The 22,417-nt window shown below is 70.4% G+C and carries 22 protein-coding genes; 9 read left to right on the forward strand and 13 right to left on the reverse strand.

Annotation, left to right across the window (positions count from 1 at the left end):
* The first annotated feature begins 12 nt into the window (after window positions 1–12).
* Entirely contained in the window at window positions 13–615 is a 603-nt protein-coding gene (locus tag ASD84_RS03115; protein WP_056706560.1) for a TetR/AcrR family transcriptional regulator, read from the forward strand.
* On the opposite strand, the gene ASD84_RS03120 is transcribed toward ASD84_RS03115, so the two are convergent.
* Genes ASD84_RS03120 through ASD84_RS03130 form a run of 3 tightly spaced genes read right to left on the reverse strand, consistent with a single transcriptional unit; the run spans window position 593 to window position 4,777 of the window.
* Window positions 593–2,089 (reverse strand): aldehyde dehydrogenase family protein, encoded by a 1,497-nt coding sequence (locus ASD84_RS03120; protein WP_056706563.1) that lies wholly within the window; start codon window positions 2,087–2,089, stop codon window positions 593–595. The genes ASD84_RS03115 and ASD84_RS03120 overlap by 23 nt on opposite strands.
* The gene (locus ASD84_RS03125) at window positions 2,086–3,615 is read right to left on the reverse strand and encodes an acyl-CoA synthetase (protein ID WP_056706565.1); all 1,530 of its coding nucleotides are present in this window, start codon (window positions 3,613–3,615) and stop codon (window positions 2,086–2,088) included. The genes ASD84_RS03120 and ASD84_RS03125 overlap by 4 nt, the downstream gene beginning before the upstream one ends.
* Before the next feature lie 34 nt (window positions 3,616–3,649).
* Window positions 3,650–4,777 (reverse strand): acyl-CoA dehydrogenase family protein, encoded by a 1,128-nt coding sequence (locus tag ASD84_RS03130; protein ID WP_056706566.1) that lies wholly within the window; start codon window positions 4,775–4,777, stop codon window positions 3,650–3,652.
* 95 nt (window positions 4,778–4,872) lie between these two features.
* On the opposite strand from ASD84_RS03130, the gene ASD84_RS03135 reads away from it, so the two are divergent.
* The 3 genes from ASD84_RS03135 (at window position 4,873) to ASD84_RS03145 (ending at window position 7,778) form a co-directional block, all read left to right on the forward strand.
* The gene (locus tag ASD84_RS03135; RefSeq protein ID WP_056706568.1) at window positions 4,873–5,742 is read left to right on the forward strand and encodes an enoyl-CoA hydratase-related protein; all 870 of its coding nucleotides are present in this window, start codon (window positions 4,873–4,875) and stop codon (window positions 5,740–5,742) included.
* Window positions 5,743–5,757: 15 nt separating this feature from the next.
* Window positions 5,758–6,381 (forward strand): TetR/AcrR family transcriptional regulator, encoded by a 624-nt coding sequence (locus tag ASD84_RS03140; protein WP_056706570.1) that lies wholly within the window; start codon window positions 5,758–5,760, stop codon window positions 6,379–6,381.
* 95 nt (window positions 6,382–6,476) lie between these two features.
* On the forward strand, window positions 6,477–7,778 hold the full coding sequence (locus ASD84_RS03145; protein WP_056706572.1) for a lipase family protein: 1,302 nt from the start codon (window positions 6,477–6,479) through the stop codon (window positions 7,776–7,778).
* 69 nt (window positions 7,779–7,847) lie between these two features.
* Here ASD84_RS03145 and ASD84_RS03150 read toward each other — a convergent pair whose 3' ends face one another.
* From ASD84_RS03150 to ASD84_RS03165, 4 genes are read right to left on the reverse strand one after another with little or no spacing between them, the layout of a single operon-like run.
* Window positions 7,848–8,687 (reverse strand): sterol desaturase family protein, encoded by an 840-nt coding sequence (locus ASD84_RS03150; protein ID WP_056706573.1) that lies wholly within the window; start codon window positions 8,685–8,687, stop codon window positions 7,848–7,850.
* A 16-nt stretch (window positions 8,688–8,703) separates the two neighbouring features.
* Window positions 8,704–9,414, reverse strand: coding sequence for a PAQR family membrane homeostasis protein TrhA (gene trhA, locus ASD84_RS03155; RefSeq protein WP_235530953.1), 711 nt, complete (start codon window positions 9,412–9,414; stop codon window positions 8,704–8,706).
* Window positions 9,411–10,310, reverse strand: a complete 900-nt coding sequence (locus tag ASD84_RS03160) for a diacylglycerol kinase family protein (protein WP_056706575.1) — start codon at window positions 10,308–10,310, stop codon at window positions 9,411–9,413. Before ASD84_RS03160 ends, trhA begins: the two co-directional genes overlap by 4 nt.
* Window positions 10,307–11,869: an FAD-binding oxidoreductase gene (locus tag ASD84_RS03165; RefSeq protein ID WP_235530955.1), complete on the reverse strand. Its 1,563-nt coding sequence runs from the start codon at window positions 11,867–11,869 to the stop codon at window positions 10,307–10,309. The genes ASD84_RS03160 and ASD84_RS03165 overlap by 4 nt, the downstream gene beginning before the upstream one ends.
* 17 nt (window positions 11,870–11,886) lie before the next feature.
* Here ASD84_RS03165 and ASD84_RS03170 point away from each other — a divergent pair, with 17 nt between their 5' ends.
* Together ASD84_RS03170 and ASD84_RS03175 are read left to right on the forward strand one after the other, a co-directional pair.
* Entirely contained in the window at window positions 11,887–12,468 is a 582-nt protein-coding gene (locus ASD84_RS03170) for a TetR/AcrR family transcriptional regulator (RefSeq protein ID WP_056706579.1), read from the forward strand.
* Complete coding sequence (locus tag ASD84_RS03175) at window positions 12,465–13,985, forward strand: glycerol-3-phosphate dehydrogenase/oxidase (protein WP_056706581.1); 1,521 nt, start codon at window positions 12,465–12,467, stop codon at window positions 13,983–13,985. The genes ASD84_RS03170 and ASD84_RS03175 overlap by 4 nt, the downstream gene beginning before the upstream one ends.
* Window positions 13,986–14,034: 49 nt before the next feature.
* On the opposite strand, the gene ASD84_RS03180 is transcribed toward ASD84_RS03175, so the two are convergent.
* Complete coding sequence (locus ASD84_RS03180) at window positions 14,035–14,433, reverse strand: low affinity iron permease family protein (protein ID WP_056706583.1); 399 nt, start codon at window positions 14,431–14,433, stop codon at window positions 14,035–14,037.
* A 76-nt stretch (window positions 14,434–14,509) separates the two neighbouring features.
* On the opposite strand from ASD84_RS03180, the gene ASD84_RS03185 reads away from it, so the two are divergent.
* From ASD84_RS03185 to ASD84_RS03195, 3 genes are all read left to right on the forward strand, one after another.
* Window positions 14,510–16,684 (forward strand): molybdopterin-dependent oxidoreductase, encoded by a 2,175-nt coding sequence (locus tag ASD84_RS03185; protein ID WP_056706586.1) that lies wholly within the window; start codon window positions 14,510–14,512, stop codon window positions 16,682–16,684.
* Entirely contained in the window at window positions 16,684–17,640 is a 957-nt protein-coding gene (locus ASD84_RS03190; protein WP_056706587.1) for a hypothetical protein, read from the forward strand. The genes ASD84_RS03185 and ASD84_RS03190 overlap by 1 nt, the downstream gene beginning before the upstream one ends.
* A 125-nt stretch (window positions 17,641–17,765) precedes the next feature.
* Window positions 17,766–18,122 carry a cupin domain-containing protein gene (locus tag ASD84_RS03195; RefSeq protein ID WP_056706589.1) on the forward strand — a complete coding sequence of 119 codons (357 nt, stop codon included), beginning with the start codon at window positions 17,766–17,768 and terminating at the stop codon, window positions 18,120–18,122.
* A gap of 27 nt (window positions 18,123–18,149) precedes the next feature.
* Here ASD84_RS03195 and ASD84_RS03200 read toward each other — a convergent pair whose 3' ends face one another.
* The 5 genes from ASD84_RS03200 to ASD84_RS03220 are packed head-to-tail and all read right to left on the reverse strand — an operon-like array spanning window position 18,150 to window position 22,411.
* Complete coding sequence (locus ASD84_RS03200) at window positions 18,150–19,076, reverse strand: sugar kinase (RefSeq protein ID WP_056706591.1); 927 nt, start codon at window positions 19,074–19,076, stop codon at window positions 18,150–18,152.
* Window positions 19,073–19,705 carry a bifunctional 4-hydroxy-2-oxoglutarate aldolase/2-dehydro-3-deoxy-phosphogluconate aldolase gene (eda, locus tag ASD84_RS03205; protein WP_200954392.1) on the reverse strand — a complete coding sequence of 211 codons (633 nt, stop codon included), beginning with the start codon at window positions 19,703–19,705 and terminating at the stop codon, window positions 19,073–19,075. The genes ASD84_RS03200 and eda overlap by 4 nt, the downstream gene beginning before the upstream one ends.
* Window positions 19,702–20,598 carry an SMP-30/gluconolactonase/LRE family protein gene (locus tag ASD84_RS03210; RefSeq protein WP_056706593.1) on the reverse strand — a complete coding sequence of 299 codons (897 nt, stop codon included), beginning with the start codon at window positions 20,596–20,598 and terminating at the stop codon, window positions 19,702–19,704. Before ASD84_RS03210 ends, eda begins: the two co-directional genes overlap by 4 nt.
* 26 nt (window positions 20,599–20,624) lie before the next feature.
* Window positions 20,625–21,434, reverse strand: a complete 810-nt coding sequence (locus ASD84_RS03215; protein ID WP_056706595.1) for an SDR family NAD(P)-dependent oxidoreductase — start codon at window positions 21,432–21,434, stop codon at window positions 20,625–20,627.
* The gene (locus ASD84_RS03220) at window positions 21,431–22,411 is read right to left on the reverse strand and encodes a DUF4432 family protein (RefSeq protein ID WP_056706596.1); all 981 of its coding nucleotides are present in this window, start codon (window positions 22,409–22,411) and stop codon (window positions 21,431–21,433) included. The genes ASD84_RS03215 and ASD84_RS03220 overlap by 4 nt, the downstream gene beginning before the upstream one ends.
* Between the last annotated feature and the right edge of the window lie 6 nt (window positions 22,412–22,417).

Genomic DNA, 22,417 nt, shown 5'->3' on the forward strand with positions numbered 1-22,417 from the left:
TATGCTCCCCCTGTGAGCGACGACGACCATGCCCCCGAGGTGCACCGGATCCTGGACGCCGCGCTCCAGCAGTTCGCCGAGCTCGGCATCAGGCGCTCCACCATCGGCGACGTCGCGCGCGCTGCCGGCATCGACCGGGTCACGGTGTATCGCCGGATCGGCAACAAGGACCAGGTGGTCCAGGCCGTCGTCACCCGCGAGGCGACCCGGCTCTTCGAAGAGGTCACGGCCACCGCGCGGCGCGGCGCGACCCTGGAGGAGCGGGTCGAGCTCGGCTTCACCGCGATGATGCAGCAGGTGCGCGGCCACGCACTGCTGGCCCGGATGCTCCAGGTGGAGCCGGACCTCGTGCTGATGCAGCTCACGACCGAGGGCAGTCGCCTGGTCACCGGCGCCGTGGTCGGGACCCTCGGCTTCTTCGAGGAAGCCGTCCAGGACGGCCTGCTGGCCTCCACCGACGGCATGGAGGCCAGCGCGGAGCTCCTGGTGCGGGTGGTGCACTCCTACCTGCTCACGCCCCGCGCGCTGATCGAGCTCGACACGCCAGCGCAGCTGGGCGAGTTCGCGCGCGACCACCTGGTGCCGATGGTCCTCAGAGCCCGTGGCGGACGCTGAGCACCTTCTTCATCATCGGTACGACGTGCCGGGCCCGCTTCAGCGTGATCAGCTCGAAGCCGGGCAGGCCGAACTTCTGGCGTACGACGCCGCGCGGCTGGGCGAACTCGCGCAGGCCGTCGGCGCCGTGGAGCCGGCCGAAGCCGCTCGCACCGACGCCACCCATCGGCACCGCACCCATGCCGGCGAACGCGATCACCGAGTTGATGGTGACCTGCCCCGCCCGCAGCCGGTCGGCGATCTCGTCACCGCGCGAGGCGGAGAAGACCGACGCACTGAGCGCGTAGTCGTGGTCGTTGGCGAGCCTGACTGCCTCGTCGACGTCGGCGACCCGCGTCAGCGTGACGGTCGGGCCGAAGGTCTCCTCCCGCACCGCGGCGGCGTCCTCGGGGAGGTCGGTGATCACGATGGGCTCGATGAAGCGCTCGCCGATCGACTCCGGGCCGCCCTTGAGGAAGGTCGCACCGCGTTCGACCGCGTCCGCCACGTGCCGGCGGACGATGTCGACCTGCGCGGGCATCGTCATCGGTCCGTAGGTGGCCTTCGCGTCGTCACCGGACCGCACGCCGTCGAGGTTCTCCAGGAGCAGCTTCTGGAACTCGTCGGCGACCCCCTCGACGACGTACACGCGCTCGACACCGACGCAGGTCTGGCCCGAGTTGGTGAACGCGCCCCAGGCGACGGCGCGTGCCGCAGCCGTGACGTCGGCGTCCTCCGCAACGATCACGGGGTCCTTGCCACCGCACTCGAGGACGACGGGGGTCAGCGTCTCGGCGCACTGCGCCATCACACGCTTGCCGGTCCGGGTGGACCCGGTGAAGCCGATCTTGTCGACACCGGCGTTGCAGAGGGCCGCGCCGGTCTCGCCGTACCCCGTCACCAGCGACAGCACGCCCTCCGGGGCGTCGGGGTTCGCCGTGGCGAACGCGTCGACGTACCACTGGCTCACCGCCGGCGTGAACTCACTCGGCTTGAGCACGACGGTGTTGCCAGCCGCCAGCGCGAACGCCACCGCGCTGTTGGGGGCGTACAGCGGGTAGTTCCAGGGGCCGATGATGCCGACCACGCCAACCGGGTCGTGGCTGACCCGCGCCGTGTAGTTCACGAACAGTGGTCCGGGGCTCACCCGCCGCGTGCGGAGCACCTTGGCGGCGTTCTTCTCGGCCCAGTGGATGTGCTCGACCGTCAGCACGACCTCCAGGACCGCGTCGTCCACCGGCTTGCCGTTCTCGCGATGGATGAGCTCGGCGATCTCGTCGACATGGCGCCAGATGGCGCTGCGCCAGGCGGCCAGTCGCTCGGCCCGACCGTCGAACCCGAGCCCGCGCCACCAGACGGTTGCCTCGCGCGCCGTACGGACGACCGCACGGACCTGCGCTTCCCCCATCACCGGGACGGAGGCGACGAGCGTGCCGTCCGCGGGATTGAGGCTGTCGAGCGCGGTCTCCACCTGGGTGCCCACGACCGGGGTCACGCCTTGTCCGCGTAGCTCGCCCGCAGGTCGCGCTTGAGGATCTTGCCGGCGCCGTTCATCGGCAGCTCGGCCAGGAAGTCCACGCTGCGCGGCACCTTGTAGTTGGCGATCAGGCCCTTCACGTGGGCGATCAGGTCCTCGGTCGTGAAGTCGGCGTCGGGCGCCTTCACGACGCACGCGTGCACCGTCTCGCCCCACTGGTCGCTCGGCAGGCCGATGACCGCCGACTGCAGCACGCCGGGGAACTTCGAGATCGCACCCTCGACCTCGGCGGAGTACACGTTCTCACCACCCGTGATGATCATGTCCTTGATCCGGTCGACGACGAACACGAACCCGTCGGCGTCGATGTAGCCGCCGTCGCCGGTGTGCATCCAGCCGTCCTTGAGGACCGCGGCGGTCTCGTCCGGCTTGTTCCAGTAGCCGAGCATCACGTGGGCGCCGAAGACACAGATCTCGCCGACGGTGCCGGTCGGGACCGGGGTGCCGTCGGCGTCGAGGATCCGGACCTCGGCGTGCGGAGCGGCCCGGCCGGCGGCGGTGAGCAGGCCGTCGACGTGGTCGTCGGGGCCGAGCAGCGTGGCGACCGGGGCGAGCTCGGTCATGCCGTACGCCTGGGTCAGCCGGAGCTCCGGGAGCAGCGCCTTGGTGCGCAGCAGGACACCCTCGGAGATGACCGAACCGCCGTACATCAGGCGGGCGAGCGACGAGAGGTCGTGCTCCCTGGCGTCCGGGTGGTCGACGAGCATCTGGATCATCGTCGGCACCATCAGCACGTCGGTGATCCGGTGCTTCTCGATCGTCACCAGGACGTTCTTCGCCTCGAAGAACGGGATGGTGACGTGCGTGCAGCCGTGCAGGGTGGCGCCCAGGTTGCCGGCCAGGTCGGCGAGGTGGAACATCGGCGCCGCGTGCAGGTACGTCGACTCGCGCTGGAGCAGGTACCCGCTGGCCACCGCCCCCAGAGCGGAGGTCAGCAGGTTGCGGTGGGAGAGCATGACGCCCTTGGGGAACCCGGTCGTGCCCCCGGTGTAGAAGAGTCCGGCCAGCTTGTCGTCGGCACGACGTACGTCGGCGATCGGCTCGTTGTCGGCGACCAGGGCCTCGTAGGACACCATGCCCTCCGGCGTCGGGCCGTCACCGCAGTGGACCAGCGCCGTCACCGACGGGCAGCTGGCCGTGATCGCCGATGCCATCGGGGCGAACGCGTCGTCGATCATCAGCACCGTGGTGCCCGAGTCGTTCAGCGAGTAGATGATCTCCTGCGGGCTCCACCGGATGTTGATGGGGTTGAGCACCGCGTCGGCCCACGGGACCGCGGAGAAGTACTCGACGTACCGGTCGCTGTTGAGCGACAGGATCGCGACCACGTCGCCCTCCGCGACCCCCAGCCCCTGGAGGCCGGCCGCAAGGCGCGCGACCCGGTCGCCCAGCTCGGCGAAGGTGTGGCTGCGGTCCCCGTGAATGGTCGCGACCTTGTCGGGCGTCGCCTGCAGCGACCGGTGAAGTCCTTGGGTCAGGTACACGATCTGCTCCTCATGAAAGGTGGGTCCGAGACGGTCAGAGCGAACGGGCGATGAGTTCCTTCATCACTTCGTTGGCACCGGCGAGGATGCGCAGCACCCGCACGTCGGTGTAGATGCGGGCGATCGGGTACTCGTTCATGTAGCCGTAGCCGCCGAAGAGCTGCAGGCAGCGGTCGGCGACCTCGGTGGCCCGGTCGGAGATCCAGTACTTCGCCATCGAGGCCTCGGTGGCGTCGAGCGTGCCGGCGAGATGCTTCTCGATGGACTGGTCGAGGAACGCCCGATTGACCCGCGCGATGGTCGCGCACTCGGCCAGCTCGAACCGGGTGTTCTGCAGGGCCAGCAGCGGCTTGCCGAACGCGTGGCGGTCCTTCGTGTAGGCCACGGTCAGCTCGACGGCCTTCTCGATCTGGGCCTGGGCGAGGATCGCGGTGATGAGTCGCTCCTGCGGGAGCTGCTCCATCATCTGGTAGAAGCCCTGGCCCTCCTTCGGGCCGAGCAGGTTGGCCTGCGGCACCCGCAGGTCCTCGAACGCCAGCTCCGCGGTGTCCTGGTCCTGCTGGCCCATCTTGTCCAGCACGCGACCACGGGTGAAGCCCGGAGTGTCGTCGCCGACCTCGGCCACGATCAGCGAGATCCCTGCCGCACCGGCCTCGTCGCCCGTCTTCGCGGCGATCACCACCAGGTCGCAGACGTGGCCGTTGGAGATGAAGGTCTTCGCTCCGTTGATGACGTAGTCGTCGCCGTCCTTGACCGCGCGCGTCTTGATCGCCTGCAGGTCGGAGCCGGTGCCCGGCTCGGTCATCGCGATCGAGAGCACCCACTCCCCTGCGCACACCTTGGGCAGCCAGCGCTGCTTCTGCTCCTCGGTGGCGTACGCGTTGAGGTAGTGGGCGACGATGCCGATCGAGACCGCAAAGCCCATCGAGGTGTCACCGGCACGGACCTGCTCCTCGATCAGCACGGTCTCGGCCGCGAACGAGGCGCCTCCGCCGCCGTACTCCTCGGGGAGGGACATCCCGACCAGGCCCAGCTCGCCTGCCTTGCGGTAGGCGTCGCGGCTCGCGAAACCCTGCGCGCGGTGCTCGTCGGCACGGGGCAGGACCTCCTTGGCGAAGTAGGTCGCGGCGAGCTCACGCACCGCCTCGAGGTCCTCGGTCATCCAGGACGGCGTAGTTGTTGGCACAGCGCCAATAGTGCACTACTGTTGGCAGCCGGTCAACAAGCGCATCGAAGACGTACGGAAGCAGGCCACCCATGGACTCCACCCTCACGAGCAGCCCGGCGAGCACCTTCACCGAGATCACCTACGAGGTGGCCGACCGGATCGCGACGATCACGCTCAACCGGCCCGCTGCACGCAACGGCTACACGATCACGATGGCCGACGAGCTGGTGCTCGCGCTGGACCGCGCGGACCTGGACGAGGACGTCCGCGTCGTCGTCCTGACCGGCGCCGGTGACCACTTCTGCGTGGGTGCCGACCTCTCCGGCGGCACCTTCGACACCAACGAGGTGGGCAGTGCTGAAGGTGCGTGGCAGGAGCCGGCCGGTCGGTGTTCGAAGCGCGTGTACCTGATGAACAAGCCCGTGATCGCGGCCATGCGGGGCGCCGCGGTCGGTGGCGGCATCACCATCACCCTGGCGTGCGACTTCCGTCTCGGCTCGACCGACTCGAAGTTCGGCTTCGTCTTCGGCCGCCGCGGCATCTTCCCCGAGGCCGGCTCGACCTGGTACCTCCCCCGCCTGGTTGGCGTGACCAGGGCACAGGACTGGTTGATCAGCGGTCGGGTCTTCGGCGCCGAGGAGGCGCTGTCGGCGGGCTTGGTCACCGCAGTCCACGCACCCGAGGACGTCCTCGACGAGGCCTACGCCCTGGCTCGCGACCTGCGCGACAACACCGCACCGGTCTCGATCGCGGTGATCCGCCAGATGCTCAACCGCCTCAGTGGCCTGGACTCCCCCTTCCCTGCGCACGAGGTGGACTCGCGACTGATCGAGGGCCTGGCGACCAACGCCGACGCCTTCGAGGGCGTGATGTCGTTCCTCGAGAAGCGCCCACCCGTCTTCCCCAACACCGTGGAGAAGGACCTGCCGCAGTGGCTCCCGTGGGTCGACCAGGCGTGATGGAAGGCTGGGGTCGTGACCACTGAACCCCGTTGGCGCCGCCTCGGCCCGGACCAGCGACGCGAGGAGATCTTCGCCAGCGCGCAACGGCTCTTCGCGCTGCGGCCCTACCGCGACGTGTCGACGGCCGACATCGCCGCTGACGCCGGCGTGGCCCGTGGCCTGCTCAACCACTACTTCGGCACCAAGCGCGACCTCTACCTCGAGGTCGTGCGCGAGGCCGCATCCGTCCCCGAGAACGTCATCGACCATGCCCCCGGGGGCACGCTCGAGGAGCGCATCGACGCTGCCGTGACCTGGTTCCTCGACTCGCTGTCCGGCCAGGACGCCGCCTGGATCAGCGCGGCCGGGTCCTCGGGGCTGGGTCGCGATCCCGAGCTCGAGCGGATCCTGCTCAAGGCCGAGGACGACGCCGTCGACCGCGTGCTCGAGACGATCGACATGGCCGACGTGACCGACCACCGCGACGAGCTGCGGGCCTTCGTCCGCGCCTACGGGCAGCTGGCGAAGACCGCCGGACGTGAGTGGCTGATCAAGAAGCAGCTGAGCCGTGAACAGGTCCACCTGCTGCTGCGGCAGAGCCTGTTGACCATCGTCGAGGACGTCCTGCCCGAGGCGATCGCCCGCGACCGCGCGTAGGACGCCTCGCGACCCGGCAACCGCCGTGTGGCCGCCCGGCAACCGCCCTGTGGCCACCCCTGACGTTACGACCAAGCAAATGCTTGTATGGCGTTGTGCAACCCCTGCCCGATCAGGCCTCGGCTCCCGCTGCCGACGCGAAGCGCTCACGCCCGCTGCTCCCCCAGGACGACCCGTTCCTGGCCGCGCCAGTGGACCTCGCCCTGCTCGCCCCCGGCGCGATCATCCGGTCACGCGAGGTGGAGCTGGGCTTCCTGGGCCTGATCCCCCAGCAGGTGTCGGCCTGGCAGCTGGTCTACCGGAGCACGGACCTGCACGGCGCGCCCGAGGCGGCCGTCACCACCGTCGTACTCCCCGAGGGCGCCGACCCGAACGAGCCGCGACCGCTGCTGGCCTACCAGTGCGCCATCGATGCGATCACGGGCAAGGCCTTCCCGTCGTACGCACTTCGTCAGGGTGCCCGCTCCTGGGGCTCCATCCCGCCGCTCGAGTTCGCCCTGCTGGCCGGTGTGCTGCGCAAGGGCTGGGCGCTGTCCCTCGCGGATCACGAGGGCCTGCTCGGCCGGTTCGGCGCCGCCCGCGAGCCGGGCTACCGGGTGCTCGACGGCATCCGGGCCGCCGTCGACTTCGAGCCGCTCGGACTCGGCGAGGCCACCCCCGTCGGGATCATGGGCTACTCCGGCGGCGGCATGGCCTCGTCCTGGGCCGCCGAGATGGCGCCCACGTACGCACCAGAGCTCAACATCGTCGGCGCCGCCCTCGGCGCTCCCGTCGGTGACCCCGGCGAGACCTTCATCCGGCTCAACGGCACCTCCCGTGCCGGACTGCCGGCGATGGTGGTGGCCGGGCTCCGCAGCGGGTACCCGGGCCTGGCGAAGGTCATCAACGAGCACGCCTCCTTCACGGGCAGGAAGCACCTGCAGCGCCTCGAGAAGTCGAGCACCCTGGCGGCCGTGATCCACCACCGCGGTCACGACTTCGACGACTACCTCGACGCACCCCTGGCCGACGTGCTCGGCACACCCGAGGTCCTGCACGTGTTCGAGGACCTCCGCCTGGGCCAGCACATCCCGACCTGCCCGATCCTGATGACGCAGGCGACCCACGACCAGATCATCCACGTCGAGGACGTCGACGGGCAGCAGCAGCGCTACGTCGAGGGCGGCGCGACGGTGCACTACGTCCGGGACCGGACGAGCGAGCACCTCAGCCTGCACCCCCTGGCGCTCCCGCTGATGATCGGCTGGATGGCCGACCGGTTCGCGGGCAAGCCCGCACCGAGCGGCACCCGGACGGTGTGGTCAGTGGCCCTGTCCGTGCGGTCGTTGTGGGGGTACGTCGGTCTCGTGTCCGCCGCGATCCGGACCGTCGCCGGACGGCCGCTGAGCGAGCAGTAGGGGCGGGCACCTCGATCTCAACGCACCTGACGAAAATGTCGTCCTGCCGCCGAAATCACGACCGGATCGTCAGGTACGACGCGCCGACTCCGGGCTCCAGCCCGGGCCCTTGAACAGGTAGCCGAGCCGCGCCCGCCAGGTGTCGGCACGCCACACGTCACGGCCGATCGCGGAGAACTCGTGCGTGGCGACCCGCAACGGGTTGAAGGTGTTCACGTTCTTGGTGAGGCCGAAGCGGACCCGCTCGCCCTCGGGCTCGAAGGTGCGAAACAGCCGGTCCCAGATGATCAGGATGCCGGCGTAGTTCTTGTCGAGGTACTGGCTCTGCGAGCCGTGGTGGACGCGGTGGTGCGAGGGCGTGTTCATCACGAGCTCGATCGGCTTCCACAGGTGGTTGACCCGCTCGGTGTGGATGAAGAACTGGTAGACGAGGCTGATCGACTGCTGGAGCAGGATCATCCACGGCTCGAACCCCAGGAACGCCAGCGGCAGCCAGAACGGCAGCGAGCTGAACGGGGTCCACGGCTGACGCAGGGCCGTGCTCAGGTTGTAGAACTCGCTGGAGTGGTGCACCACGTGGCTGGCCCAGAAGACCCGGATCGTGTGGTGGGTACGGTGGTACCAGTAGTAGAGGAAGTCGTCGGCGAAGAACAGCGCGACCCAGACCCACGGGTTGTCGGCCGGCAGCTCCCAGGGCGCCAGCAGGAAGGCGCCGGCGTACGCCGCCAGGACCACCAGCTTCCAGACGAGGTTCACGAAGACGCTGCCGAGGCCCATCGTCAGGCTGGTCGCCGAGTCCCGCCTGTCGAAGCCGAGCTCGTCGTCGTCGGGCAGCCAGTGGAACGACGCGGCCTCGAGCGCGAGACAGATCGCGAAGACCGGGATCGCGTGCAGGATCAGGTCGAACACGGGCGCACCTTCCGGGTCATCTCAGCGCATAGGTCGCGAGCGACACGGCGATGTAGTGGCAGACGAACGCGAGGATCGTGAACGTGTGGAACACCTCGTGGAAGCCGAACCACTCCGGCTTCGGGTTCGGCTTCTTGAGTCCGTAGATCACGGCGCCGAGCGTGTAGAGGATGCCGCCGGACGCGACCAGCACCAGCGTGGTGATCGCGACACCCGTGCCGAGCTGGCCGGCGCCGTCGATGAAGTCCGGGATGAAGAACACCGCGGCCCAGCCCATGCCGATGTAGATCGGCGTGTAGAGCCAGCGCGGCGCCCCGGTCCAGAACACCCGGAACAGCACGCCGGCCAGGGCGGCGCACCAGATCACGAAGAGCAGCACGACCCGGGAGCTGCCGTCCAGCAGCAGCATCGCGAAGGCGGTGTAGGTGCCCGCGATGAGGACGAAGATGTTCGCGTGGTCGAAACGGCGCAGCAGCGCCCAGATCGCCGGTTGCCAGGTGCCGCGGTGGTAGATCGCCGAGACTCCGAACAGCAGCAGGGCCGAGCCGATGAAGACGGCGGAGCCGACCCGGGTCTCCCCCGTGGGCGACAGCACGATCAGGACCGCGCCCGCCGCGATCACGAACGGGATCGAACCGGCGTGCAGCCACCCGCGCAGCTTCGGCTTGAGCTCGGCCATCTTGTCGGCCATCACCGTCAGGGCGGCTTCATGATCAAGGAACTTCACGTGAGGATCTTCAGGGCACCGGGCAGGACACGCACAACCGCCGGCGCGTCGTGAGACGTGGGCAACATCCCGAGCGGCTCCCCGTCGCCGCCCATCGGGACCGACGGAGTGCCGCTGATCTCCACCGAAGTACCCCGCAGCACCTTCACCTGGTCGAGCGCGATGTGCGAGCCGTCGTACACCTTGGGGAGGGCCTTGACCATCTCGCGGCGCGACGCGGCCTCGATGACGATCACGTCGAGGACTCCGTCGGTGACCGATGCGCTCGGGGCGATGTGCATGCCCTTGCCGTAGTAGCCGGAGTTCGCGACGACGACGGTGGCGGCGACGAACGTGTGCGCCTCACCGTCGACGACGACGCGGAACGTGGACGGGACGTACGTCGCCAGCGAGTGCAGCGCGGCGTAGGGGTACTGCACCTTCGCGGGCATCCAGCGCACCTTGTCGACGATCTCGCCGGCGCGGGCGTCGACGCCCGAGTAGACCGAGCCGGCGACCAGACGCGGCTCACCGCCGGGCAGGGTGACCTCGATCAGGTCGGTCGGGGTCTCCTCGCCCGTCAGCAGGACCTTCGCGATCACCTCGGCGTCCTCGGAGAGCTTCAGCATCCGCGCGAAGTCGTTGCCGCGGCCGGCCGGGACCATGCCCAGCACGCCACCCTCCTGCGCGACCTGACCGGCGATCGAGGACAACATGCCGTCGCCGCCGACCGCCACGATGACGTCGCCGCGGGCGACCCCGGCCCTGACCAGGTCGAGCGTGGCCCGGGGGCCGGGCGAGTAGGTCACCTCGACCTCGGCGCCGGCGTCGCGCAGCAGTCGCGCCACCGGGACCACGGCCGCCGGAGCCGCACCGCCGCCGGACAGCGGGTTCACCAGGAAGGAGAAGGACCTCACGGGATCAGCACCCCCGGGTTCAGGATCCCCGTCGGATCGACGGTGGCCTTCACGCCGCGCAGCATGGCCACGCCGACCGGCCCGATCTCGCGCGCCAGCCACGCCTTGTGGTCGGTGCCGACCGCGTGGTGGTGGGTGATCGTGGCGCCGGAGTCGATCATCGCGTCGGACGCGGCGGCCTTCGCGGCCAGCCAGCGCGGCAGCGGGTCGTCGCCCTGCTTGGCTGCCACGGTGAAGTAGAGCGAGCAACCGGTCTCGTAGACGTGCGAGACGTGGCAGAGCACGAGGGTGCCCTCCCCCAGGCTGGTCTCGAGCGCGGACTTCACGGCGGCGTACAGGCGGTCGGTGTTGGACCAGAAGGTGGCCGTCTCGAGCGTCTCGACCAGGACACCGACGTCGAGCATCGAGTCACGGAGGTACGGCGCGTGGAAGCGTCCCGCGAGCCAGGCGTTGCCGCGCTCCTCGCCGAGCGGCTCGCCGCCGAGTGCGGTCAGCGCCTCGGTGACGACCGCGCGCTTGACGGCGATCGACGCCCCTTCGTGGCCGACGATCATCAGGCAGCCGGTCGCGCCCTCCGCCCCCACGGCGGTCTGGCTGGCCAGGTTGAGCGCCGTCTCGCTCTCGTCCGAGAGCCGGATGATGCTCGGCAGGACCTGGTTCTGCGCGAGGTGGCGCATCGCGGCCTGGCCGGCGGCGAAGGAGGCGAAGCGCCAGGCTTCGTACGCCGTCTCGGCGGCGATCGCGCGGACCCGCACCGTGACCTCGGTGATCACGCCAAAGGCGCCCTCCGAGCCGAGGACCAGCTGGCGGAGGTCCGGACCGGCGGCGTTCAGGGGCGCGGAGCCCGCGACCAGCTCACCCACCGGCGTCGCGACCCGGAGCCCGACGACCAGCTGGTCGAAGCGCCCGACGCTCGCACTGTTCTGGCCACTGCTGCGGGTCGCGGCGAAGCCACCGATGGTGGCGAACTCGAAGGACTGCGGGAAGTGGCTGAGGGTCATGCCGTGCGCCGCCAGGGCCGCTTCGGCCTCGGGTCCGCGCATGCCGGGCTGCAGCTTCGCGGTCATCGAGATCGGGTCGACGCTGACCAGCTGGTTGAGCCGGATCAGGTCGAGGCTGACCAGGCCGGCGAAGCCTTCGCGGCGGGCGACCAGCCCGCCCGTGACCGACGTGCCGCCGCCGAAGGGGACGACCGCGACGTGGTGGTCGACGGCCCAGGCGAGCAGCTGGACGACCTCGTCGTGCGAGCCGGGACGGGCGACGACGTCGGGGGCGTCGGACAGGTCGCCGGCACGGGCCTTCAGCAGGTCCGGGGTCGACTTGCCGCGGGTGCGGACCCGGCGGCTGTCGTCGTCGGTGAGCACGTTCTCGGCGCCGATGACGTCGCGAAGGCCAGCGACCAGGTCCTCCGAGATGCCAGGAGCGGGCAGCGAGACCGAGTCGACGGCCGGCGTACTCGCGGAGCCGAAGGCGAGCTCGACGAGGCCCTGGGTCGACTCGGGAAGCGGACCGGCTTCGGCGGCATTGCCCCACCGCTGGGGGTGCATTTCCTGGCTCATGCGTTACAGTGTGACATATGACGTCAGTTCGTAACAAGGATCGATTCCTTGACGCGGCCCGCGAGGTGATCCTCACGGTCGGCTGGAAGCGCGCCACGCTCACCGATGTCGCGCGTCGCGCCGACGTGTCCCGGATGACGGTCTACCGCGCCTATCCAGACATGCAGTCGATCCTCGCCGACCTGATGACGCGCGAGTGGGTCGCCCAGATCGAGCAGGTCGTGAACGAGGTCCAGCTGGACGAGGACGGGCCCCTCGACGTGATCGCCCGTCGACTGGCGGCCGCGGTGTCCGTGCTGCGCGAGAACGAGCTGTTCCGCCGGATCATCGACGTCGACCCCGAGCAGCTGCTGCCGTACCTGATCGACCGGCGCGGTCGCTCGCAGGACGTGATCATCGGCGCCCTCGCCGACCGTCTCGCCCAGGCCCAGGCTGCCGGCGCCGTCCGCGCGGGCAACCCCCTGCTGCTGGCCCGGTCCCTCGTGCTCGCCGCCCACGGGTTCGCGATCTCGGCGCACACGATGCAGGACGACGACCTGACCCAGGACGACTTCGACACCGAGCTCGCCGCACTCGTCCGGAGGTATCTCGCACCATGACGTCGTCCCCCACCCGCCTCCGCCCCGGCCTCGCCGACGCGCCCGTCTCGGTCGACCTGCTCGTGATCGGGCTCGGCGTCACCGGTGCCGGCGTCGCCCTCGACGCCGTCTCGCGCGGCCTGTCCGTCCTCGCCGTCGATGCCCACGACCTCGCCTTCGGTACGTCGCGGTGGTCCAGCAAGCTGGTGCACGGCGGGCTCCGCTACCTCGCCAACGGACAGGTCGGCGTCGCGCGCGAGAGTGCCGTGGAACGCGGGATCCTGATGGAGTCGACGGCTCCCCACCTGAGCCACCCGATGCCGATGCTGCTGCCCCTGATGTCCAGCGTCTCGTCGGCCCAGGCCGCGCTCGCCTCCGCCGGCTTCCGCGCCGGCGACGCCCTGCGGGTCAGCGCCGGCACGAGTGCCGACACACTCCCCCGCCCGCGCCGGATCTCCCGCAACGAAGCGCTCCGCCTGGCTCCCTCACTGCGCCAGCAAGGCCTGCGCGGCGGACTGCTCAGCTGGGACGGCCAGCTCGAGGACGACGCCCGCTTCGTCACCTGCCTGGCCCGCACCGCAGCCTCGCTGGGTGCCGACGTACGCACCCGCGCCCGGGTCCTCTCGGCCACGGGCAAGGGGGCGGTCCTCCGCGACGAGCTCACCGGGGAGAGCGTCGAGGTGAGCGCCCGCGCGGTCATCAACGCGACCGGCGTCTGGGCCGGGTCGCTGGTCGAGGACGTGAAGCTGAAGCCGTCACGCGGCACCCACCTGGTGGTGCGCGCGTCCACCATTCCCGGCCTCGCGGCTGCCCTGACCGTGCCGGTCCCCGGCACGACCAGCCGCTTCGTGTTCGCCCTCCCCCAGCCCGACGGCACCATCTATGTCGGACTCACCGACGAGGAGACCGACGGCGAGATCCCCGACGTCCCCCAGGGCACCGAGTCCGAGATCGGCTTCCTGCTCGACGTCGTCGGAGCCGCCTTCGACAGGCCGATCCGTCGCTCCGACGTGATCGGCACCTACGCCGGACTGCGGCCGCTCCTGGATTCCGACGGCTCCACCGCGGACCTGTCGCGCAAGCACGCCGTGCTCACCTCGCCCACCGGCGTGGTGACCGTGGTCGGCGGCAAGCTGACCACCTACCGGCAGATGGCCGAGGACGCGGTCGACGCCATCGGCCTGACCCAGGCGCCGTGCCTCACCCGGGCGCTCCCCCTGCTCGGGGCTGCCTCGCGGGAGGAGCTCGCGCTCCTCGAGGCCCCCGCCCGTCTGGTACGACGGTTCGGTACCGAGGCCGCCCTGGTGCTGTCGAACGCGGTCGATGTCACCGGGCTGACCGAGGACGAGCTCCTGGCTCCCGGCCCACAGGGCGTCACGCTCGCCGAGCTGGTCTTCGCCATCACGCACGAAGGCGCTGCCGACGTGGACGACCTGCTGGACCGTCGTACCCGGGTCGGCCTGGTGCCCGAGGACCGGGCGGCGGCGCTGCCGATGGCCGAGCGGGCGTTGGCGCTCGTTCCCAGGATCGTCGAGTAGTCCGAGCCGCCGGGCGAGGACGTATCGAGACGCTCCCTGGACATCACAGCTAGTCGCTGCTCTCCCGGTCCTGCAGCCCGACGGCGGCTCGCAGCTCCTTGGCGTGCTGCCGGACCTCCTCCGACCCGGAGTCCGCCGCGATCGCGGCGAGCGCTGCCGCGAAGGCGTCCAGCTTCCTGTGCAGCGCCTGCTCGGACCGTCGGTTGTGGTTCTCGAGCAGCACCACGAGGAACAGGGTGAGGATCTCGGCGGGCAGCACGAAGGCGATGTACCACTTCGAGACCGAGTGGATCAGGAAGTAGGTCGGTAGCCACAGCACGGTGAGGCCCACGATCGCGAGGAAGAACAGGTCACGGGACGCAATGTCCTGGGCGCGGGCGGCCAGCTCGTCGAACCAGCTGCGCCGGGAACTGACCTCGGAAGGATTGCGATGGGCGTCATCGTTCATCCTCGACACGCTAGTCGTCGGCGGGCCTTCGAGCTCACCAGCGACATCTGACATCAACCTGAGTCACACTGGCTCCATGACGGTCGAACAGAAGGTCACGTACTGCCGGATCTGCGAGCCGCTGTGCGGGCTGGTCGCGACCGTCGAGGACGGCCGACTGCTCTCGTTGCGCCCCGACCAGGACCATCCGCTGTCGCGCGGCCAGGCCTGCCCGAAGGGCATCGCGTTCACCGACGTCCAGAACGACCCCGACCGGGTCCTGCACCCGCTGCGGCGAACTCCGTCGGGTGAGTTCGAGCAGGTGAGCTGGGACGACGCGTTGACCGACATCGCGGCGCGGCTCAAGCAGGTCCGGTCGACGTACGGCGGCCGCTCGGTCGGGATGTACTACGGCAACCCGAGCGCCTTCTCCTACTCCACGACCCTCTGGGTCGCCGGCTTCATGAAGGGCCTCGGCTCCGAGCACCTCTACTCCGCCGGCTCGCAGGACATCAACAGCCGGTTCGTCGCGAGCCAGCTCCTGTACGGCGCGCTGACGCAGCTGCCGTTCCCGGACCTCCCCCGCACCGACTTCCTGCTCGTCCTCGGCGCCAACCCGCTCGTGTCCCACGGCAGCGCGATCAACGCCCCACGGATCAAGGACCAGCTCAAGGCGATCACCACCCGCGGCGGTCGCGTGGTCGTGGTCGACCCGCGCCGATCGGAGACCGCGCGTGCCTTCGAGCACGTGTCGATCAAGCCGGACGCCGACGCCTGGCTGCTGCTGTCCCTGCTGCACGTGATCTTCGAGGAGGGGCTGGCCGACGAAGCCGCGCTCCGCAAGCAGTCACGGGGCGTCGAGCTGCTCCGCACCGCAGCCGCCGACCAGTCCCCCGAAACCACGGAGGCCGTCACCGGCGTGCCCGCGGCGACCGTCCGGCAGCTGGCCCGGGACTTCGCAACGGCACCGAGCGCGTCGGCGTACGGGCGCACGGGTGCGTGCCTGGGCCGGCACGCCACGCTCGTCAGCTTCCTGATCGACGCGCTCACCATCGTCACCGGCAACCTGGATCGCGCCGGCGGCACCCTGTTCAGCCGGGGGGCCATCCCGCTCGAGGACCTCGCCGAGCGCGTCGGCCTGGCGTCGTACGACGCGAAGCGCTCGCGACTCGGCGACTTCCCCGACGTGATCGGCTCCTTCCCCGCTGCCCTGATGGCCGAGGAGATCACGACACCCGGCAAGGGGCAGATGAAGGCGATGTTCCTCGTCGCCGGCAACCCCGTCCTCTCGGTCCCGAACGGTGAGGCGCTGTCCGCGGCGCTCCCCGAGCTCGAGCTGCTGGTGTCGCTGGACCTGTACGTCAACGACACCAACCGCCACGCCGACTACGTCCTGCCCTCGACGACCTTCCTCGAGCGCGAGGACTTCCCCATCGCGATCGCCTCGGCAGCGCCGACGCCCTTCTTCCAGTCGACCGAGGCGGTCCTGGCGCCGTACGGCGAAGCACGGCAGGAATGGGAGATCGTCGACGAGATCGCCCGACGGGCGGGCGTCGCGATGTTCATGCTCGGGCCGCTGCGCCACGTGGGCAAGCCGGTCGCGCTGGCCCATCGGCTCTCGCCGGTCTGGCTGACCCCGCGCGCAATCATGGAGACCCTGCTCCGCATGGGTCCGTACGGCGACCGGTTCGGCCTGCGACGTGGCGGACTCAACGCTGCGACGATGCGCCGGAACCCGCACGGCGTCGTGCTGGGCGAGCACGCCGCGACCGGGCAGCTCGAGCACGCAGTCCGACACCGCGGGGGCAAGGTCCGCCTCGACCCGCCACAGATCGCCGAGGAGCTCGCGCGTCTGGGCGACCGGCACGTCGACGACGCGGCGTACCCGCTCCGGCTGATCGGGCTGCGCGAGCTGCGCTCGCAGAACTCCTGGATGCACAACAGCGAGCTGCTGATGAAGGGCAAGCGTGAGCACCGTGCCCGGATCAACCCGGCCGATGCCGCGACGTCGGGCATCGCCGACGGCGGCCTGGTCCGGATCCGCTCGGAGCACGGGGTCATCGAGACGATCGCGCTGCTCACCGACGAGGTGCGGGTAGGGACCGTCGCGGTGCCGCACGGCTGGGGCCACGTCGGCGGTGGCTGGGAGCGGGCGAACAAGGCCGGCGGCGCCAACGTCAACGACCTCACCTCGAGCAAGGTCGCCGACATCGAACGACTGGCCGGGATGGCCCACCTGAACGGCGTGCCGATCGCCCTCGAGTCCGTCTGATGAGCGGTCCGGCGGTCACACGCATCGACCACGTCAACGTGGCCAGCAGGGACCCCGAGGGCACCGCCGCCGTGCTGGCCGAGGTGCTCGCCCTGCCGATCAGCGCCCCTCAGGTCGGCTGTCCCACCTTCGAGCTCATCATCCTCGGCGTGGGCAACATGACCCTGGAGTCGACGCGCCAGCGGGGCGGGCCGCAACCGGGCGAGGGCATCACGCTGGCCGGCATCGTCTTCGAGCCGGACACCACCGCCGCGGCCGCGAGCGCTGAGCTGCAGGACCGGGCCATTGCCCACATGGCACCGCTCGCGTTCTCCGGCCCCCACACGCGGCCGGAGACCTACACGCCGTACCGACACGACGCCGATGGACCCAACTGGCGGGTGTTTCCGCTGGACGGCGTCCTCAACGAAGCGACGCCCATCGTCTCCCGACCGAGCGCCCGCGCGATGGTGGCGGGCACCCGAGGCTCACTGACGGTGGCCGCAGCGGCCGGCCGGATCGCATCGGGCCGACGACTCGGCCGGATGGCCGCAGGGTTGCTGGCACCCTCCGCGGAATACCTCGCCGTCTGCGAGTGGGGGCACGACGTCCCCGCCCGACGAGAGGCCGACGCGGAGCGGTTCGCCGCGGCCCAGGCGGCAGGCCCCGGGCTGACCGGCGTCCGCGAGGTCGTCGTCACCGCCAGCGACGTCGACGCCGCCCGGGAGCGCTGGCAACGGCTCCTCGATCCAGCCACGGGCACCGGTGACCGGTGGGTGCTCGGCGAAGGTCCGGCCCTCGTCCTCGAGGCGGGCGTGCGGGACGGACTCGCTCGCCTCGTCCTCGGCGCAGCGTCCCTCGAGAAGACCCGCTCGTGGCTGACGAACCACGCCCTGCTCGGCGCCGGATCGACGGACACCGAGCTCCGGATCGAGCCCACCCGGGTCGGTGGGCTCGACCTGCGGATCACCGGCTGACGAGCGACGCCACGGGGGCAGAACAGGCGTACCGTCGAAGATCCAGTCCGGTTCGGAAATCGACCGTCGACCTCGGGACGCAGCCGTTGACCACCTGACGCCACCCATCCCCGAGAGGCACCGTCATGGCGTCCGAGAAGCAGAACATGAACACCCCGCACGAAACCCGTCCCTTCCAGGCGCACGGGCACATGGACGTCGTCACGCTGGACGACTTCACCCTCGGCCGCGGCGTCTTCGAGCCCGGCTGGCGATGGTCCGAGGACGTCAAGCCCATCGCCGGCACCGACTCGTGCCAGGTGCGGCACACCGGCTTCTGCGTCTCGGGCCAGATGACCGTCAGCTTCGATGACGGCACCGAGATGGACATCGGCCCCGGCGACGTCGTACTCATCCAGCCCGGGCACGACGCCTGGACCGTCGGCGACGAGCCGTGCGTCCTGCTGGACTCAGGTGTGATGGCCTACGCCAAGCCCGTCTGAGGAGCTCCGGGCAACGCCGGAATCCGGTCAGTGCTGGAGCACCGGCATGTGGTGTGCCTGCACGATCGCACCGCTGTGCCGGACGACCTGCCCGGCGATCGCGTTGCCCACCTTCGCAGCCTCGAACAGGTCCTTGCCCGCAATCCGCGCGGCCAGGTAGCCGCCGTTGAAGCTGTCGCCGGCGGCCGTCGTGTCGACGGGGTTGACCGGGCTGGTGGGCACGTGAGTGAGTCCGTCGTCCGTCGACAGCCAGACACCCTCGCTGCCCACCTTGACCACGACCTCCCGGACGCCGAGGTCGCTGAGGCGCTGCGTGCACCCGACCAGGTCCGAACAGGCGCCCAGCGCGATCTCGTCCTCGAGGGTGACCAATGCGATGTCGGTGACCTGCAGGACTGCCTCCATCGCGACCCGGGCGTGCGCCGCATCGCTCCAGCCGGTCGGCCGGTAGTTGCTGTCGAAGGCGACCCGGGTCCCCCGTCCACGTAGCACCCCCAGCCGGGTCACCAACGCAGCCCGCGACGCGTCGCTCATCAGCTGGAGCGAGACACCCGAGAGGTAGACCAGGTCGGCATCGACGCGGTCGATCCAGTCGCTGCCGACGAACAACTTCGCGGCAGCGGAGTGGCTCCGCCAGTAGCTGAAGGAGCGCTCGCCGTCTCCGTTGGTCGAGATCAGGTACAGGCCGGGCAACGTGCCGGGCAGGACGATGGCGTCGTCCTCGACACGATCACTGCGCCACCGAGCCCTCATCAGTCGTGACTCGTGGTCCGCCCCGACCCCGGTGAGGAACCGCACCCGGACAGGCGCCTGCAGCTGGGCTGCCGCGCGATGCAGGTACACCGAGGTGTTGTAGGTGTCGCCGGAGTAGCCGAGCCGGACCCGCCGGGAGGCACCCCGGACGAGCTCGATCATGCACTCGCCGATCGTCTGGACCGATGTCGTGGTGGTCATGGACTCGAGGCCATCAGTCGGGCGCAGGCAGCGACCTCGGCCGTGACACCGGCCCAGTCACCGGCAGCGCGGAGTCCCTGCGGAAGCATCCAGCTCCCGCCCACCGCGACCACCTGGGGATGGGCCAGGTAGTCGAGCACCGTCGCGGCCGAGATGCCGCCCGTGGGCACGAACCTGACCTCTGGGAACACCTCGCAGAGAGCACGGAGCACCCGCAGGCCCCCGGACGGCTCGGCGGGGAAGAACTTGATGGTGGTGAAGCCGGCGTCGACGGCCAGCTGGATCTCCCTCGCCGTGACCGCACCCGGAAGGAAGGGGACACCCGCGTCCCGCGCGGCCAGGGCGAGTCCTTCGGTCAGCAACGGGCTCACCACGAAGCTCGCCCCGGCGTCGACCGCTCGACGGAGCTGTACGGCGGTGCGCACCGTCCCGGCACCCACCGTCAGTCCGTCGACGCCGGCCAGCCTCTTGAGGCCCACCAGCGCATCCGGGCTCCGCAGCGTCACCTCGGCCACCGGGATCCCTCCCGCGAGGAGGGCCCCGCCGAGCGGCGATGCCTCCTCCGGCGTCGTCAGGTTGCAGACAGGGACGATCTGGAAGCCCGGACGGAACGACAGCGGGAAGGTCACCGGACCGAACCCGCGAACGTCGCGACGGGGACGCCGGCGACACCGACGTCGGAGACGAGGAAGACCGAGCCGTCCGGCGCATCCTCGGACAGGGTCAGTGACTCAGCGGCGCTCGTGATGCACAGGTCCCGGAGCCCGGGACCCGTGAACGCGCACGACGTGGTCTGAGGCACGGGCAGGTCGATCCGGCCCACCCGCTCACCCTCGGGCGAGATCCGCAGGACCGACGAGCCGGCCCACATGGCGATCCACAGGCAACCGTCGGCGTCGACGGCCAACCCGTCCGGGTAGCCGTCGGCCTCGACGTCGAACCGGGCCAGCACCCGCTGGTCCGAGAGCTCGCCGGAGGCGAGGTCGTAGGAGAAGGAGTGGACAGCCAGGTCCTGGGTGTCGACGAGGTAGAAGGTGCCGCCATCGGGACTCCAGCCGAGTCCATTCGGCTGCGTCAGGCCCTCCAGCACGACGGAGTGGCTCCCGTCCGCCTCGAGCCGGTGCAGGGCACCGGCACCGCGCGCGAAGTCCTCGGCACAGCTGCCGGCCACGAAACGGCCGGCCGGGTCGCACTTGGCGTCATTCATCCGGATCCCGTCCGGAAGAAATGCGTCCACGGCCCCGAGCTCGCCGTTCACGATCTGGGCGAAGCCCTCCCTGGTCGCGGCCACGAAGCCGCCCCCGAGCATCGGCACGGCGGCACCGACCCACGTCGGCACGGTCACCGAGGTCGTCGTACCGTCGCCGAGGTCGCTGCTGTGGACCTGTCCGGACAGGATGTCGACCCAGTGCACCTGGCCGGTGGCCGCGTCCCAGACCGGTCCCTCGCCGACGCGGCTGCGGGCTCGTACGGCGATGTGCACGTCGCCGGGCTTGATGTCACGGATCATCGGTCGGGTCATCGGTCTCGTCTCCAGGGTGGGTGGATTCAGGGCTTCTCGGGCAGGGCGGCCGCGATCCTGGCCAGCAGCCCGCCGTCGACGCGCACGTCGTCGCCGGTGATGAACGAGGCCCGCGGGCCGCCGATGAAGGCGATCGCCTCGCCGATCTCGTCGACGCTCGCCACCCTGCCGAGGGCGTGCGCGGTGCCCCAGTTGGCAATGGTCCGCTCGATCCCCTCAGGGGTGCCGTCGCTCCACTCCGCGGCGGAGGTCCGCAACATCGGGGTGTCGACGGAGCCCGGGCTGACGGTGTTCACCCGGACGCCGTACGACGCCTCGTCGATCGCCATCGCACGGGCCATCGCGATCAGGGCGCCCTTGCTGGCGACGTACGCGACGACGTTGGCCTGGCAGGCGGTGCCCTGCACCGAGGCGACCATGACGACGCTGCCGGCGGGACTCTGGCGGATGTACGGCAACGCCGCGTGGGCGGTGAGGAACACACCCCGGGTGTTCACTCCCATCACCTCGTCCCAGGTCTCGAGGCTGGTCGACACCGCATCGCCGTACCGCTGGATGCCGGCGGAGGTGACCAGGGTGTCGAGCCGACCGAACTCCTCGAGGGTCGCCTCGACAGCGGCCAGCGACGTGGCCGGGTCCTCGATCGGGCCCGCCAGAGCGATCGCCCGGCCGCCGAGCGAGCGCACCTCCGCTGCCATCGCCTCCGACTGGGCCAGGTCGTGGCCGTGCACCGCAACCGCGGAGCCGTGCCGGGCCAGGGCACGCACGGCGCCCGAGCCGATGCCCAGGGAACCTCCGGTGACCAGGGCCACGCGTCCTTCGTGTTCGCTGCTCATGCGCGATCCTTCGTCTCGAAGAGGGTCATGGTGAGGGGAATGTCGACGGTCTGGCCGGGATCGAGGCTCAGCACGCTCGCCCGGTCCGGTCCGCTGGTGATGGTGCTCGACGGCTCGATGGCGAACGCCCGCGCCTGCCGGTGCCAGGGGAAGCCCTGCGTGGCGTTGAGCTCCTGCCAGAACCAGGCGTACGGCTGATGGGTGGCGTCCCACGCGATCCGGACCGTGAGTCCGAGGTCGTGATTGGTGATCGCGGCCCAGGGGTCGCCGAAGCCGGACAGCCAGCCGAAGGCCATCCGTTCGGTACCGGGCGGCGGAACCTCGCGCAGGTCCACGCGGTGGCCGTCGCCCGTCGCCCAGGGCCAGGCATGCTCGGTGCCGGGTTCGACGAAGCTGCCTGCCGTCTCCGGGTCCGCGGTGTAGTGACGTGCGTTGGTCTCGACCGTGCAGCGACCGTCGAGGAACGCGCCTCCGAAGGCCGGGTGGGACACGTGGTCGATGACGAGCGGGTCCGGGCCGTCGTTCGTGACGTCGTCCTCGATGAGGAGCGTGCCGTCACCGGTCAGCACCATGCGGCGCTCGATCGAGACCGGCACCGAGAACAGGGACAGACGGAGCCGCAGCTCGGTGTCCGTCCGGGCGACGACGTCCCAACGCGCCGTCGCCGCCTCGCCGTGGAAGCCCACGGGAGTGCCGGCGACCGCGCGCGGCGGACCGGCGTTGGGGCACAACGTGTTCCAGCCACCGCGGTACTGCTCGAGGAAGACCGCGACCTCGTCGTACGACGACGGCCTGGCGCGGCCGGCGCGGATGGCGTCGGCACGCTCGCGCCACGGCGTCGAGAAGAGTACGTCGACCGCCGTACGTCGGTGCGTGAGCGACAGGATGTCGGCGCCACGGCCGACGTCGACCACCACCTCGAGGTCGTCGTCCGCCAAAGTGATCAGGTCCAGGGTGATCAGGTCGTCGAGGGGCATGGCGGA

The sequence above is a fragment of the Nocardioides sp. Root682 genome (assembly GCF_001427795.1).
In the GTDB taxonomy this organism is placed as follows: Bacteria; Actinomycetota; Actinomycetes; order Propionibacteriales; family Nocardioidaceae; genus Nocardioides.

What these genes read in the sequence shown, in the direction of transcription:
- ASD84_RS03130 (WP_056706566.1), bottom strand. Translation starts at nt 4,777, where the DNA reads ATGACCGAGGACCTCGAGGCGGTGCGTGAGCTCGCCGCGACCTACTTC.
- ASD84_RS03135 (WP_056706568.1), top strand. Translation starts at nt 4,873, where the DNA reads ATGGACTCCACCCTCACGAGCAGCCCGGCGAGCACCTTCACCGAGATC.
- ASD84_RS03165 (WP_235530955.1), bottom strand. Translation starts at nt 11,869, where the DNA reads ATGAGCCAGGAAATGCACCCCCAGCGGTGGGGCAATGCCGCCGAAGCC.
- ASD84_RS03170 (WP_056706579.1), top strand. Translation starts at nt 11,887, where the DNA reads ATGACGTCAGTTCGTAACAAGGATCGATTCCTTGACGCGGCCCGCGAG.
- ASD84_RS03175 (WP_056706581.1), top strand. Translation starts at nt 12,465, where the DNA reads ATGACGTCGTCCCCCACCCGCCTCCGCCCCGGCCTCGCCGACGCGCCC.
- ASD84_RS03180 (WP_056706583.1), bottom strand. Translation starts at nt 14,433, where the DNA reads ATGAACGATGACGCCCATCGCAATCCTTCCGAGGTCAGTTCCCGGCGC.
- ASD84_RS03185 (WP_056706586.1), top strand. Translation starts at nt 14,510, where the DNA reads ATGACGGTCGAACAGAAGGTCACGTACTGCCGGATCTGCGAGCCGCTG.
- ASD84_RS03190 (WP_056706587.1), top strand. Translation starts at nt 16,684, where the DNA reads ATGAGCGGTCCGGCGGTCACACGCATCGACCACGTCAACGTGGCCAGC.
- ASD84_RS03195 (WP_056706589.1), top strand. Translation starts at nt 17,766, where the DNA reads ATGGCGTCCGAGAAGCAGAACATGAACACCCCGCACGAAACCCGTCCC.
- ASD84_RS03200 (WP_056706591.1), bottom strand. Translation starts at nt 19,076, where the DNA reads ATGACCACCACGACATCGGTCCAGACGATCGGCGAGTGCATGATCGAG.
- ASD84_RS03210 (WP_056706593.1), bottom strand. Translation starts at nt 20,598, where the DNA reads ATGACCCGACCGATGATCCGTGACATCAAGCCCGGCGACGTGCACATC.
- ASD84_RS03215 (WP_056706595.1), bottom strand. Translation starts at nt 21,434, where the DNA reads ATGAGCAGCGAACACGAAGGACGCGTGGCCCTGGTCACCGGAGGTTCC.
- ASD84_RS03220 (WP_056706596.1), bottom strand. Translation starts at nt 22,411, where the DNA reads ATGCCCCTCGACGACCTGATCACCCTGGACCTGATCACTTTGGCGGAC.